Here is a 14,026-nt window from a genome sequence, read left to right as displayed (position 1 = left end):
AGATAAATGCCGCCGAAGGCGGTGTAAAATACCAAAAGGAATCAGAGAACAATGAATAACGCATTTGCATTGCCCATCCCCAGCGGCCACGGCAGCTTGGAGCAATACATTCACACGGTAAACAGCATCCCGCTGCTCACGGCAGAGGAAGAACACAGCTTGGCTGTACGCCAGCTGCAAGGCGACCTGGAAGCCGCCAAGAAACTGATTTTGTCGCATCTGCGCGTAGTGGTATCCATCGCACGCGGCTACGATGGCTACGGCCTCAACCAAGCCGACCTGATTCAAGAAGGCAACATCGGCTTGATGAAAGCCGTAAAACGTTATGAACCCAATCGCGGCGCCCGCCTGTTTTCCTTTGCCGTACATTGGATTAAGGCTGAAATCCACGAATTTATCCTGCGCAACTGGCGCATGGTGCGCGTGGCCACCACCAAGCCGCAGCGCAAACTTTTCTTCAACCTGCGCAGCATGCGTAAAAGCATGAACGCCCTCTCGCCCGAAGAAGCGCAAACCATCGCCGACGATTTGGGTGTGAAAATGGACGAAGTGCTGGAAATGGAACAGCGCATGACTGGCAAAGATATTGCTTTGCTGCCGGACAACAGCGATAGCGATGAAGACAGCTACGCTCCCATCGACTGGTTGGCCGATACCCGCAGCGAGCCCACCCAGCAAATTGCCCAAAAAGCCCGCTACGCCATGCAGACCGAAGGCCTGCAAAACGCGCTTGCCCAGCTGGATGACCGTAGCCGGCGTATCGTGGAAAGCCGCTGGCTGCAAGACGACGGCGGCCTCACCCTGCACGAACTGGCTGCCGAATACGGCGTTTCCGCTGAGCGTATCCGCCAGATTGAAGCCAAAGCCATTCAAAAATTGCGTGGCTTTATGAGTGAAGAGTAAGCTGCTTGTACAGATGAATGAAGGCTGCCCGAAAGGGCAGCTTTTTTATTGGATAGTGTTTGGGCTTTGCATGGATTATGGTTGAGTCCGCATTGTATATTTGGCCAGCCCTGCCTTGTTACGCTTCAACGTCGTTGCCGCTTGGCTTTCAGGTAGCCGGTGTATGGTATGTCGCTTGCTTGCAGATGGGGATGGAGGCTACCTGAAAAATTAGAGGTGCTGATTTGTGGGCTGTGCAGTGATCGTGTGAATTTCATTTTAAGGAGGCATAATGAAGAGGGTAGTTTGTATGGTGGCGTTATTGGTAGTAAATGGTTTTGCTTGGGCGGATGGATGGATAAGTGGGGAGGTTTCCACAGCAAGCGGAAACTCGGGCGTGGTTATGTTGCAGCAACAGGCTGAGCGAAGCGATATGAATGCCCAATTTACTTTGGGTGTGGCTTATGAGCATGGGTTGGGTGTGGAGCGGAATGCTGCGTTGGCGCGGAAATGGTATGAGGCAGCATCATCTCAGGGGCATATAGTTGCGCCATATCATTTGGGGGTAATGTATTACCAGCCTGAATCTGGCAGGCCGGATTATGTTCGGGCTAGGCAGTGGTTTGAAAAGGCTGCCATGCGCTGGATGCCGCCAGCTATGATGTTTCTGGCAGGTATGTACCGGCATGGGTTGGGGGGAGAACGGGATGATCGGCGTTTGGTAGAGCTGGATGAACAGGCGGCACTACGAGGTTATCCGGTGTCACAAAATAGTTTAGGTTTGATGTATTTGGAGGGAGTGGGGAAGCCTCAAAATTATGCACTGGCCAAACAATGGTTTGAGCGGGCGGAGGCACAGGGTGAAAGTGCAGGGGCGTTTAATCTCGGCAGAATGTACCTCGAAGGATTGGGTGTGATGTCGGATATCCATACAGCCATGCGCTGGTTCGAGCAATCGGCGGCACAGGGGAACCAAGATGCACAAGTGATGTTAGGCAAGATTTATTATCGGGGAATGGAGGGTGTGTTACCTAATCGTGCGGTGGCTATTGGATGGTTTGAAAAAGCTATGGCCCAAGGAGATGATGAAGCAAGGCGGATTTTGCAAGATATTCGTGGTGGTGGGGAGTGAAAGATGTAGCCGAGGCAAGCTGTTAGAGTTAGAGCAACTATTTCTTTCTGCTATCTTGGCTTGCCTTGCCGTGTTACTTGCTGATGAAATGTCAAAGGCTACCTGAAAAATATTTTCAGGTAGCCTTCCGTATCTAAGCAGACAAACTATTCGTCTTCATCATCCTCGTCTTCTTCATCCCCCAAATCCACTTCTTCCAGCGGAATCAGGTGAGTGCGATAACGCAGCTTGTGGTAGAGGTAGAAACCGAAGAATACGGGCAGGCCCATATAGGTCACCACAATTCGTTCCCAGTCCACGTCGCCATGCATTACCAGCTGTGTATCCTGCCCCAGAATCACCAACACGCACAACACCAGCGCAACCAGCGGGCCGAAGGGGAACCATTTGGCACGGTAATCCAAGTCTTTCAAATCGAAGCCCTGGGCGATATAGGCACGGCGGAAGCGGTAGTGGCTGATGGCGATACCCAGCCAAGAGATGAAGCCGGTTAAGCTTGAAGCGGCCAGAATATATTCATAAGCGTGGTCGTTGAAAATCTCGATTAAAAACAGCAACAGCACCACCACTGCCGTGGCCAGCACCGAACGTACCGGTACGCCGAAGCGGTTTACCTTGCGGAAGCTCTTATAAGCCATGCCGCTTTTGCCCATGGCATACAACATGCGCACCGAAGCATACATACCCGAATTGCCGGCGGAGAGAATGGAAGTGAGGATGACCGCATTCATCACTGCCGCCGCCATAGCCAAACCGGCGCGCTCAAACACCAACGTAAACGGCGATTTGGCAATCTCAGACACGTTTTCCGCCCCCAGCAATTCCGGGCTGGTATAGGGAATCAGCAGGCCGATCACAAAAATCGACAAAATATAGAAAATCAGAATGCGCCAAAACACCTGTTTCACGGCTTTCGGGATACTCTCTTTCGGGTTTTCCGATTCGCCGGCGGTAATGCCGATGAGTTCTGTGCCTTGGAAAGAGAAGCCGGCAATCAGGAATACGCCCAGCATGGTTAAGAAGCTACCTGAAAAACCGTTGCCTAAAAATGGCGCGTCGCCCACGGTAAAATTAGCCAGACCCACATAGTCGCCGCCGAGAATACCGAAAATCGTCAGCATGCCCACGCCGAGGAAGGCGACTACCGTAACCACTTTAACCAGCGAAAACCAATATTCCGATTCGCCGAAAGCTTCTACCGATAATAAATTTAGCAGCACAATCAGCCCGAAAAACAGCAGGCTCCAGCCCCAGGGCGGCATAAAGCGCATCGGTTCCCAATACGTGATTACCAAGGCGGCAATAGAAATGTCTACTGCTACGGTGATGACCCAGCTAAACCAATAATTCCAGCCCAAGGCATAACCCAGCGAGGGATCGACAAACTTGGCGGCATAAGTGGAGAACGAGCCGGACACCGGCAGATGGGTGGCCATTTCGCCCAAGGAAGTCATCAGGAAATACACCATCAGGCCGATGGCGGCATAGGCCACCAATGCGCCGCCCGGGCCCGCCATATGAATGGCGCTGCCGCTGGCCATAAACAGGCCGGTGCCGATGCTGCCGCCGATGGCGATCATCGAGAGATGGCGGGTTTTCAGGTTGCGGCGGATTTTGTTTTTGTTGGCCTGCGTGGCAGCAGGGTTGGCCGCGGTTGAAGGGTTTGGGTTCGGTGTACTCATGCTCTATTTCTCCTAACCAGGCTGCCTAATGGCAACCAAACCGAAACGGAAACTTTGGCAAAGGGGCTGACGTAGATTAGCCCTAAATTCCACACCACTCCCGCAGGATTTTAAGCTGCCGGGACGGTGTGCCAAAGTTAAATCGAAACTCACATTCTTTCAAGAACAGCGGGAAAGATTTGCGGTCGATTCCGTTGTATTTCCGTAAGACGCGTTTTGCCTGATTCCAAAAGTTCTCAATGCCGTTAATGTGGTTCTGACGGTCTGCAAATTCCTTGGAATAGTTGATGCGGTAATGGATAAAACCGCTCACGTCCAACTTGTCGTAACTGCTCAGACTATCGGTATAAACAATACTGTCCGGCATGATTTTCTGTTTGATAACAGGCATCAAAGTATCGGACTTGGCATTATCCACCACAACGGTATAGACCCGTCCGTTGCGTTTCAGAATGCCAAAGACAACCACTTTTCCTGCCGCACCGCGACCACGTCTGCCTTTACGCCGTCCGCCGAAATAGCTTTCGTCCAATTCGACAGAGCCATCGAAAACCTCATCGGCAGCCAAGGCCAAATGATGGCTGATGACCATACGGATTTTGCGGTAGAACAGGGCTGCCGAATTGGGATGGATACCCAAAATATCGGCGGCAGAACGGGCGGTAACTTCCAGCACAAAAAAAACGGAGCAGTTCTTTCTGTACTTTTTTCCTTAATTTGCAGTGCGTTATCTTCATGTTTCGAGGGTAACATATCTGCTAATATAGTACAGCCCCTTGGCAAAACTGCAAATTAGCAAAGATTCCCTCCTTAACTTTGGGGGCATTATAGGAGCAATTACCACCCGCTAAAACTGCTTAAACCCGAAGTTAAATCAAATAAACGGCATATGCTGCCATTTTTAATAGAAACATTACTCGAAACAAGGGCTTCTGATTCGCCTGAGAGCGGCATGATACCTAGCTTTGCGCGAGATTTTGAGCTACCGAACCCAGTTATCGCAACGTGTCATAAACACCACATCCGCATACTTGAGGCTACCTGAAAACCGTCTATTTGCGATATTGAGTTTTCAGGTAGCCTTTGGCCCTAGCGATTGCGCCAATCCACGCCGCAGGCGGCGGCCATTTCGATGGCGGCTTCGGGGGCGTGGCTGCCGGCAGGGTAGGGCTGGGGTTCGGGTTGGCGTGCCACCCAGTCGTCGAGCACGGGCTGGAGCCAGCGCCAGGCTGCTTCGAGTTCGTCGCTGCGCATGAAGAGGGCGAGCTTGCCGTCTATCGCGTCGAGCAGCAGGCGCTCGTAAGCGTCGGCACGGCGTTCGGGGAATATTTTGAGTAAGTCCAAATCCAGCGCGGCTTCGTGTACGCACAGGCTGGTGCCGGGGGCTTTCATTTGCAGGAACAGCTTCACGGATTCTTGCGGCTGCAGGCGCACGCTGATGCGGTTGGGCGAGCCGCCGCAGCCGAATACGGGGTGGGCCTCCGGCCAGAAGTGAAGCACGATTTCGGCCAGCCGCCCGGCCATGCGCTTGCCGCTGCGCAGCAGGAAGGGCACGCCGCGCCAGCGCGGGTTGTCGATTTCGGCACGCAGGGCGATAAAGGTTTCGGTAAGGCTTTGCGGGGAGACATTGGCTTCTTCGCGGTAGCCGCATACGTTTTCGCCCCGGATTTGGCCGGCGGTATATTGGCCGCGCACCACGTCGGCGCGCACGCTGTAGGCGTTGAAGGGCTTGAGTGCGCGTAAGACGTTGAGCTTGGCATTGCGCACGTCGCTGTCGCCGAGTGAGAGCGGCGGCTCCATCGCGGTGAAACACAAAAGCTGCAACAGGTGGTTTTGCAGCATATCGCGCAGGGCCCCGGTTTGGTCGTAGAACTCGCCGCGTTTTTCCACGCCGAGCTCTTCGGCAATGGTGATTTCCACGGCGCGGATTTGGGCGGCACACCACAATGGCTCGAACAGGCGGTTGGCAAAGCGCAGGGCGAGCAGGTTTTGCACGGGCTCTTTGCCGAGATAATGGTCGATACGGTAGATCTGCTCTTCGCGGAAGAAGGCGGCCACGGCGGTGTTGATGCTTTGTGCGGAGGCAAGGTCGTGGCCGAGCGGTTTTTCCAGCACGATGCGGGTTGCGGGGCGGTTCAGCCCGGCGGCAGCCAGATGGCGGCAGATGGGCATGAAATAGTGCGGCGCGGTGGAAAGGTAAATCACCAGGGCGCGGCTGTTTTGCCCGGCTTCGGCGCCGAGCAGCGCGGCGAGGTGGTGGAATTGTTCGGCGTTTTCGGCGTCTACGGGCAGATAGTTGATGCGTTGGCAGAAGGTATGCCACGTTTTGGCTTCGAGGTTGGGAATATGCGGCCGGGCGGATTCCTCCACTTTTTTCAGGTAGCCTTCGCGCCCTAAATCGCGGCGGCCAAGGCCGATGATGCGGCCGCCCGGGTGCAGCGTGCCGGCGGCATGGGCTTGATAGAGGGCGGGCAGCAGCTTACGCATCACGAGGTCGCCGGTGCCGCCGAAGAAGACGATATCGAAAGGGGTAGGCATGGTTGGATAGGCCGTTAAGAAAAAACAGGCGCATTATAGCCCCGCCGTCAGGCTACCTGAAAATTTAGCATCGGCTCAGGTACAATACGGCGTTTTCATTTGATACGGGCACACCACCATGTTCAACCACAGCGAACAAACCCTGCGCGACGTTTGCGCCCAAGCCCTCGAGCTGGCCAAAGCCGGCGGCGCCACTGCAGCCGAAGCCGACGTGAGCGAATCCATCGGCCAATCCGTGCAGGTGCGGCTGCAGGAAATCGAGCACATCGAATACCAGCAAGACAAATCGCTCGACCTCACCGTGTATGTAGGCCGTCGTAAAGGCCGCGCCAGCACCGCCGATTTTTCCCCCGCCGCCATTGCCGACACCGTGCGCGCCGCGCTCGACATCGCCCGCTACACCGCCGAAGACCCCTGCGCCGGCCTGGCCGAAGCCGCCCTGATGGCCACCGAATTTCCCGATTTGCAAAGCTACTACGAATGGCCGCTGAGCACCGCCGAAGCCGCCGAGCTCGCCCGCCGCAGCGAAGCCGCCGCCCGCGCCGCCGATTCCCGCATCAGCAATTCCGAAGGCGCCTACATCCAAACCGGCCACTACCAATACGTATACGGCAACAGCCATGGCTTTATGCAACACCAGCGCAGCAGCCGCCACAGCCTGTCTTGCAGCGTGGTGGCCGGCAGCGGCAGCGGCATGCAGCGCGATTATTGGTACGACCTCGCCCGCAGCAGCGCCGATTTGGATACGCCCGAACACATCGGCCAAACCGCCGCCCGCCGCGCCGTGCAGCGCCTCGGCGCCCAAAGCCTGCCCACCGGTAGCTACCCCGTGCTGTTCGATGCCACCGTTTCAGGCAGCCTTATCGGCCACCTCGCCGGCGCACTCAGCGGCGGCGCGCTCTATCGCCAAACCAGCTTCCTGCAAGACAGCATTGGCCGCCAAATCCTTCCCGCCGCCCTCAGCCTGCGCGAAGAGCCGCACCTGCCCAAAGCCTTGGCCAGCACCGCCTTCGATGCCGAAGGCGTCGCCACCCGCCCCCGCTTCGTGATTGAAAATGGCATCATCCAAGGCTACTTCCTCAGCAGCTACAGCGCCCGCAAGCTCGGCCTGCCCACCACCGCCAACGCCGGCGGTGCCCACAACCTCATCCTCAGCCACACCCACCCAAGCCAAGCCGAGCTCCTGCGTGAAATGGGCAGCGGCCTGCTCGTTACCGAACTCATGGGCCAAGGCGTCAACACCCTCACCGGCGACTACTCGCGCGGCGCCGCCGGCTTTTGGGTGGAAAACGGCCAAATCGCCTACCCCGTGCAGGAAATCACCATCGCCAGCCGCCTGCAAGACATGCTGCCCAACATCGCCGGCGCCGCCAACGACGCCCTCAAACGCAGCGCCCACAAAACCGGCTCCCTGCTGCTCGAACAGATGACCGTGGCCGGGCATTGAGCGGGCGTGTGCCGGATGTGGTAAAAAAGGCTACCTGAAAACGTGGGCTGCAACGAATTGAACCTGCCGCATTACCGTTTTCAGGTAGCCTTTTACTTTATTCAAAACAAAATTTTGTAACTACTGAAATCCAAAGGAGAACCATGTCTCAAGAAAAAATCCTCCATTTGCTGCGCTGGTTTGCCAACGAGCTGGAGCAGCAACGTGTGCAAAGCTTGCGCGCCGAACTACAAGATGCCAACCGCTTTAATCCGCTGCGTTTTCTGAAAACAGATGAAACAGGCGTATCTGATATTCTCGCTTTTCTGCTGAACCCTGAGGAAACACACGGCCAGCGCGATTTATTTCTCAATAGCTTTCTCAAGGCCATCGGGCGTAGCGATTTCCTGGCCTACGATAAGGTGGAAGTTGTTTGTGAAAAAATGCTTCAGGACAGTATGCGCCGCCACGATATTTGGCTTTCAGGTAGCCTAAAAGGAAAAAGGAAATGGGTAGTTTCTATTGAAAACAAACTACGAGGTGCAGGCGACCAAAACGAACAAATAGCCGACTATTGGCAAGATCTCCAATGCTATGCTTCCGCGGAAAACTGCCATATTGTTTATTTGCCTGTCTGGGGAGATAACCCAAGTCAAGAGTCTGTTAGCGAGGAAGAATGGCAAGACTTATTAAACAATCGCCAAGCCAGCGTACTGTCTGCCGGACAAATCATAGAATGGTTGGCAGATACACCGATAGTTGCTCCTGCCTTGAAAGAATTTACCGTTTATTTCCAACGTTTTTTGAAAGAAGAGATTATGGGGAAAATAGAACGATCTGATGAATTGATCAAACAAATTATCAAAGATAAGAATCTGCTTATTAGTGCATTAACACTCATGAATCAAAAAGAGGCAATTTATGATTACTTGACTGAAACACTAGTCCAGCAGTTACAAGAAAAATGTATAGAAGCCTACCCTGAATTAGCTAATAACGGATGGAAAATAGGCAGGTCAAATTCTATTTATGCTAGGTATGCAATGATTGGTTTTTTTCATGAAACAGATGCTATCAGTATTACGCTGGAAAGTCAGGAGCCAGTGTTTAAAAAGATCTACTATGGTATTCGGTGTTATAAAGATGGAGTAACTGAAGCTACATATCAATCTTTAGGCAATTACTTAACTGAAATTGCCCAACTAGAGGGCACTAAGCGTAACAAATGGTGGTTGGCTTGGAAATACTATCGCGAGCCCCATTTGGAAAATTGGACACCTAAAACATGGCAAGATGTGAGTACAGGTAAACTTGCTGAAGCAATTTTCCAATCGTGGCAGCCGTTTTTAAACAGCATCAATAGCTATTTTGAACAAGGCTTGCCATTCGAGTTGAAATAAACAGTAGGTAGTGTATGCCAGTATAGTCATGAGAAGGCTACTTGAAAGTTTCAGGTAGCCTTATTCCATGCTGTTTGGAAAAGAGCCTATCGTAGATTAGGCATCGATACCTAGCCCACATTTCAGGTAGCCTGAATGAAATAATGTGTGCAAAAAAGCGACTGCGAGGCAGGGTTTGTTTGCTTTAGCGCAGGGTTTGTGCGGGAAGCCTGTTTCTGCCCTTGCTGGCAGTTATATGGGTGTAGTATACTGTTTACACTATAGTTTTTCGGCAGGATGTGCCTGAGGGGGAGCTGTGTTTTACCAAATTGTTGCGCTGCTTTTATGGAGCAGCGCTTTTATTGCGGCCAAATATACCTACACGATGATGGAGCCGGAGCTTATGTTGTTGTTTCGGCTGATGATTGCTTCTGTTCTGGCCTTGCCGCTGTGTTTGCGCTATTGGCGGCAGATTGATGCGCGGTATTGGCGGGGTTTGCTGTGGCTGTCGTTTTTGAATTATGTGATGGTAATGATGCCGGAATTTGTGGGGGCGAAATATACGTCGGCGGCCAGCGCCACTACGATTATCGGCTTGAGCCCGATTTTAACGGTGTTTATCGGCCACTTCTTTTTCCACGACCGGGCGCATTGGTTTGTGTGGCTGTGCGGTGTGGCGGCGTTTGCCGGGGTGGCGCTGCTGATTGCGGGCGGCAAGAGCAGCGGGGAAATCAGCCTTTGGGGCTGCACGTTGGTGATGTTGGGCAATACGGTGTTTTGTGCGGTATTGCGCCCTTCGCAGAAGATGATTGAAAAGGTGGGGGTGCAGGCGTTTACTTCGATAACGATGGCGGTAGCGCCGCTGCTGTGCCTGCCGGCAAGTTTGACGCTGGCCGACAGCCTGCATATCGATTGGAATTGGCGCGGCACGCTGGGGCTGGTGTATTTGGGGGTGTGTTGCAGCTGGCTGGCCTACAATTTATGGAATATCGGGATGAAAACGGTGTCGGCGAATTTTTCGGGCATTTTATCGGCGCTGGGGCCGATTTTTGGGGCGTGGCTGGCGGTGTTGATTTTGGGTGAGCAGATTTCGGTACTGTCGTGGCTGGGGATTGTGTTGGTGGTGGCGGCTACTTTGGCGGCGGTGTTTGTGCCGAAATGGTTGAGGCGTAGGGAAGTGGCGCAAGGGGTTCGTTATGTGGAATAAATAGATAAAGGGAAAGGCTACCTGAAAACGTGTGCGGCAACGAAGTTTAAACGCAGCACAGCAAGCTCCAAGGTTTCAGGTAGCCTCATCCGCAAAACAGGCCGCCCCATTTTTGGAGCGGCCTGTTTGTTTACAGCCTAAGGTTTAGTGATGGCAACCGCAGGCTTTCATGTCGATAACCATACGGCCTTGGATTTTGCCGTCGCGCATTTCTTGGAAAATGGTGTTGGCTTCGTCCAGCTGGCGCAGCTGCACCACGGGTACCACGATGCCTTCGGCGCCGAATTGGAAGGCTTCTTCCAAGTCTTTGCGTGTGCCCACCAGAGAGCCCACCACTTCGATGCCGTCCAGCACCAGGCGCGGAATCGACAAATCCATGGTTTCTGGCGGCAGGCCAACGGCTACCACGCGGCCGCAAGCGCGCACGCAATCCACGGCGGAATTGAATGCAGCACGAGACACGGCGGTTACCACGGCGGAGTGTGCGCCGCCGGTTTTCTCTTGAATGAACTTGGCAGCGTCTTGTTTGGCCGGGTTCACAATCAAATCAGCGCCGGACTCTTTGGCCAGAGCCAGTTTGTCGTCGTTGATGTCTACGGCGATCACGTGTGCGCCGAACACTTTCTTGGCGTATTGCACGGCCAGGTTGCCCAAGCCGCCGGCGCCGTAGATGGCAATCCACTGACCGGGCGCAGCGCCGGCCACTTTGATGGCTTTATAGGTGGTTACGCCGGCGCAGGTGATGCTGCTGGCCTGAGCGGGATCGAGGCCTTCCGGCACTTTCACCGCATAATCGGCTTTCACCACGCAGTGGGTGGCCATGCCGCCGTCGGCGGTGTAGCCGGCGTTCAGCACGCTGCGGCAGAAGGTTTCGCGGCCGGTGATGCAGTATTCGCAGTGGCCGCAGCTGGCAAACAGCCAGGCAATGCTCACGCGGTCGCCTACTTTCAGGGTGGTTACATCAGGGGCAATCTGCTTCACGATGCCGATGCCTTCGTGGCCGAGCACGCGGCCGGGTTTTTTACCGTAGTCGCCGGCAGCCACGTGCAAGTCGGTGTGGCACACGCCGCAGTATTCCACTTCCACCAGCGCTTCGCCCGCACCCACGGCAGGGATGTCGCGCTCAACGATTTCTACGTTACCATCGCATTGGGGGGTAACAACTGCTGCTTTCATTTTCATGGCTATGATCCTTGTGCTGATTAGTTGATTAGGGGGACTACTCAATCGTGAGTATGCACTTTTCCCAAGCCGGCAGTCAAGGCTTAAAAGCAAAATAACTTATTGATTTAAATCATGTTATATTATAACTCTCACTTGGATTGGCCTGCCTGCTGTTTCATTTGCTAGAATGCCCATTCCTCAACCACTTTGCCGCGATGCCCGCCATGTCTGTTTACACCAGCGTTTCCGATCAAGAAATCCGCCAGTTTTTAGAAGACTACGACTTAGGCAGCTTCGTGTCGCTGCAAGGCATTGCCCAAGGCGTAACCAACAGCAACTACTTCCTCGACACCGACCGCGGCCGCTATGTGCTCACCATCTTCGAGGTACTCACCCGCGAAGAGCTGCCATTTTTCATGGACCTGAGCCAGCACCTCAGCCGCAACGGCGTGGCCTGCCCCGCGCCCATTCCCCGCCGCGACGGGCGCTTCGAGAGCACGCTCGCTGGCAAACCCGCCTGCCTTGCTACTTTCCTTAATGGCCGCGACACCGCCGTGCCCGATACCGCCCAATGCTTCCACACTGGCGCCATGCTCGCCAAGATGCACATCGCCGGGCAGGGTTTCGGTCAAAGCATGCCCAACCCGCGCCATGCCGCCTGGTGGGAAGCTGAAAGCCGTCGCCTGCTGCCCTGCCTGAGCAGCGAAGATGCCGCGCTGCTGCAAGACGAAATCGCCTTTCTCGCCGCCCACCCCGACAGCCACCTGCCTCACGGCATCATCCATGCCGACCTGTTTAAAGACAACGTGTTGCTCGACGGCATTCAGGTAGCCGGCTTCATCGATTTCTACTACGCCTGCAACGGCAGCTTCATGTACGACCTCGCCATCGCCGTAAACGACTGGGCGCGCCTGGCCGACAACCGTATCGACCCGCAGTTGCAGCAAGCCTTTATGCGCGGCTATCAAAGCGTGCGCCCCCTCACCCCTGCCGAACAGGCCTACCTGCCCATCGCCCACCGCGCCGGCTGTATCCGTTTCTGGGTGTCCCGCCTGCTCGACTACCATTTCCCGCAGGGCGGCGAAATGACCTTCGTGAAAGACCCCGACGTTTTCCGCGACCTGCTGCTCTATTTCCGCCAAAGCCCCGCCCCCGCCGCAACCGACCAAGCCCCGTTCAGCCTCGAAGGCAAAGTGTTCCAACCCGCCGAAGCAGGCCATGCAGGCAAAACGCCCGAACGTTGCCGCTTCCGCCAAGACGACGACACCGTGTGGGCGGAATACCAAGGCGGCGGCATCCGCAAAGGTTTCCTGCTCGGCCGCTACACCGAGCACAGCAGCATCGCCTACACCCGCCAACACCTCACCCTCGCCGGAGCCGCCCACAGCAGCAGCGGCCGCCTGCGCATCGAAACCCTGCCCGACAGCCGCCTGCGCCTGCATTTGTTCGGCGAAGACGGCGAAGCGGTGTGGGAGGAGTGTGCGCCGTAAGTCGGGAGGGATAGGGAAAGATACCGTAATCAAAAGTCAAGAACTTTTTAAAAACGCAAGCAACAGTAAGGCAGCGATAGCCATAGGCTGCCGCTTTTTTGCAACACTTCAAACTGCTGTTTTACGCTGGTTTGTGCCGATTCTCGTCAAACGGCTGGCCTGTTTTAATCACGGCATAGGCGTATTTGACGATTTTGCACATCATCAGGATATAAACCTGTTTAGGGTGCTTACCTTGTTTTATCTTTTGCTCAAACCAAGGCCGCCACAGTTTGGATCTTAGGCAAGCTGCCCGAGCCGGATAGTAAAGTGCTTTTCTTACTTTCTTATCGCCCATCTTGGATATTTTGGCTTGTCTAACGCTTGTGCCTGAATCTTTGATTACGGGCGATAGTCCTAAATAGCTGATTAGCTTCTTTGAGTTCTCAAATTTATCTATATCAACCAGTACAGACAAAAGCCATGCGGCTGTAGATTTTCCTACGCCGCTGATTGTTTGCAATAGCTTTTGGTTATGGCTTAATTCTTTATCGGAATCTATCAAATTTTGAATGGCTTTCTTACAACTTTCTATCTCGTTTTTTATTGCTTCTAATATTCTTTCTATTCCTGATTTTATTACTGTATCTGATACTTCTTGTCTATTGCTTTCTATATTCAGTAAAACGTTTAATTGCTCAATCCGCCTATTTAACACCTTTAAAGTATTACGCTTTTCTGATATGGGTTTCCATAACGGCGGATTTTCTTTTTCGCAATAATCGGCAATTAGTTTCGCATCTTGTTTGTCGGTTTTTGTTCGTCTTAATCTGTATTCTGCGTACAGCTTGATAGAAAGCGGATTGATTACGCTAATCTTGATTCCTGATTCATGCAATGCGCTGGCCAGCGGCAAGTAATAAACGCCGGTGTATTCGCAGCAAGCATGAATTTCCTTACCTTGTTGTTGATGGCTTTTTATGCGTTCTATCAATTTTTCTATTCCTGCCTGATTGTTCATAACGCGCATAAAATCTTCTTGACCGCTGAAATATGCGTCTATGGTTTGCTTAGAAATATCCAAACCAAGGGCGATTTTTTGCATGTTGCAATCCTTATATTGTGTCTGTGGACAAAGATACCGTAT

At 53.7% G+C, this 14,026-nt stretch carries 9 protein-coding genes and 2 pseudogenes; 6 read left to right on the top strand and 5 right to left on the bottom strand.

All coding sequences use genetic code 11. From position 1 onward, the window contains the following. The first annotated feature begins 51 nt into the window (after positions 1–51). Positions 52–903 carry an RNA polymerase sigma factor RpoH gene (rpoH, locus tag CKV94_RS03785; protein WP_003823551.1) on the top strand — a complete coding sequence of 284 codons (852 nt, stop codon included), beginning with the start codon at positions 52–54 and terminating at the stop codon, positions 901–903. A gap of 271 nt (positions 904–1,174) precedes the next feature. Next, complete coding sequence (locus tag CKV94_RS03780; RefSeq protein ID WP_003823550.1) at positions 1,175–2,014, top strand: tetratricopeptide repeat protein; 840 nt, start codon at positions 1,175–1,177, stop codon at positions 2,012–2,014. 146 nt (positions 2,015–2,160) lie between these two features. Here the strand turns inward: CKV94_RS03780 and CKV94_RS03775 are convergent, their stop codons facing one another. From CKV94_RS03775 to zwf, 3 genes and pseudogenes are all read right to left on the bottom strand, one after another. After that, on the bottom strand, positions 2,161–3,594 hold the full coding sequence (locus CKV94_RS03775; RefSeq protein ID WP_003823548.1) for an amino acid permease: 1,434 nt from the start codon (positions 3,592–3,594) through the stop codon (positions 2,161–2,163). Positions 3,595–3,778: 184 nt separating this feature from the next. Further along, positions 3,779–4,433 (bottom strand): annotated as a pseudogene (locus CKV94_RS03770) (IS1595 family transposase). A gap of 352 nt (positions 4,434–4,785) precedes the next feature. After that, positions 4,786–6,234, bottom strand: a complete 1,449-nt coding sequence (gene zwf / locus CKV94_RS03765) for a glucose-6-phosphate dehydrogenase (protein ID WP_003823545.1) — start codon at positions 6,232–6,234, stop codon at positions 4,786–4,788. 118 nt (positions 6,235–6,352) lie between these two features. Between zwf and pmbA the strand changes: the two genes are divergently transcribed. The 3 genes from pmbA (at position 6,353) to CKV94_RS03750 (ending at position 10,246) form a co-directional block, all read left to right on the top strand. Next, on the top strand, positions 6,353–7,681 hold the full coding sequence (gene pmbA / locus CKV94_RS03760) for a metalloprotease PmbA (protein ID WP_003823544.1): 1,329 nt from the start codon (positions 6,353–6,355) through the stop codon (positions 7,679–7,681). Positions 7,682–7,824: 143 nt separating this feature from the next. Beyond that, positions 7,825–9,060 carry a PDDEXK-like family protein gene (locus CKV94_RS03755; RefSeq protein ID WP_003823541.1) on the top strand — a complete coding sequence of 412 codons (1,236 nt, stop codon included), beginning with the start codon at positions 7,825–7,827 and terminating at the stop codon, positions 9,058–9,060. A gap of 295 nt (positions 9,061–9,355) precedes the next feature. Continuing rightward, positions 9,356–10,246, top strand: a complete 891-nt coding sequence (locus CKV94_RS03750; RefSeq protein WP_003823540.1) for a DMT family transporter — start codon at positions 9,356–9,358, stop codon at positions 10,244–10,246. Positions 10,247–10,390: 144 nt separating this feature from the next. Here the strand turns inward: CKV94_RS03750 and adhP are convergent, their stop codons facing one another. Continuing rightward, on the bottom strand, positions 10,391–11,428 hold the full coding sequence (adhP, locus tag CKV94_RS03745; protein ID WP_003823539.1) for an alcohol dehydrogenase AdhP: 1,038 nt from the start codon (positions 11,426–11,428) through the stop codon (positions 10,391–10,393). 206 nt (positions 11,429–11,634) lie between these two features. Between adhP and thrB the strand changes: the two are divergent. Next, positions 11,635–12,540, top strand: a pseudogene (thrB, locus tag CKV94_RS03740) (homoserine kinase); the annotation flags it as partial. A gap of 481 nt (positions 12,541–13,021) precedes the next feature. Here thrB and CKV94_RS03735 read toward each other — a convergent pair. Beyond that, positions 13,022–13,984, bottom strand: a complete 963-nt coding sequence (locus tag CKV94_RS03735; RefSeq protein ID WP_003823537.1) for an IS110 family RNA-guided transposase — start codon at positions 13,982–13,984, stop codon at positions 13,022–13,024. Positions 13,985–14,026 lie beyond the last annotated feature (42 nt).

Origin of the sequence: Eikenella corrodens (genome assembly GCF_900187105.1) — a bacterium.
In the GTDB taxonomy this organism is placed as follows: domain Bacteria; phylum Pseudomonadota; class Gammaproteobacteria; order Burkholderiales; family Neisseriaceae; genus Eikenella; species Eikenella corrodens.
The sequence above is the reverse complement of the archived record's forward strand: the minus strand, read 5'-3'. Positions and strand labels throughout refer to the sequence as shown.

What these genes read in the sequence shown, in the direction of transcription:
- rpoH (WP_003823551.1), top strand. Translation starts at nt 52, where the DNA reads ATGAATAACGCATTTGCATTGCCCATCCCCAGCGGCCACGGCAGCTTG.
- CKV94_RS03780 (WP_003823550.1), top strand. Translation starts at nt 1,175, where the DNA reads ATGAAGAGGGTAGTTTGTATGGTGGCGTTATTGGTAGTAAATGGTTTT.
- CKV94_RS03775 (WP_003823548.1), bottom strand. Translation starts at nt 3,594, where the DNA reads ATGATCGCCATCGGCGGCAGCATCGGCACCGGCCTGTTTATGGCCAGC.
- zwf (WP_003823545.1), bottom strand. Translation starts at nt 6,234, where the DNA reads ATGCCTACCCCTTTCGATATCGTCTTCTTCGGCGGCACCGGCGACCTC.
- pmbA (WP_003823544.1), top strand. Translation starts at nt 6,353, where the DNA reads ATGTTCAACCACAGCGAACAAACCCTGCGCGACGTTTGCGCCCAAGCC.
- CKV94_RS03755 (WP_003823541.1), top strand. Translation starts at nt 7,825, where the DNA reads ATGTCTCAAGAAAAAATCCTCCATTTGCTGCGCTGGTTTGCCAACGAG.
- adhP (WP_003823539.1), bottom strand. Translation starts at nt 11,428, where the DNA reads ATGAAAATGAAAGCAGCAGTTGTTACCCCCCAATGCGATGGTAACGTA.
- CKV94_RS03735 (WP_003823537.1), bottom strand. Translation starts at nt 13,984, where the DNA reads ATGCAAAAAATCGCCCTTGGTTTGGATATTTCTAAGCAAACCATAGAC.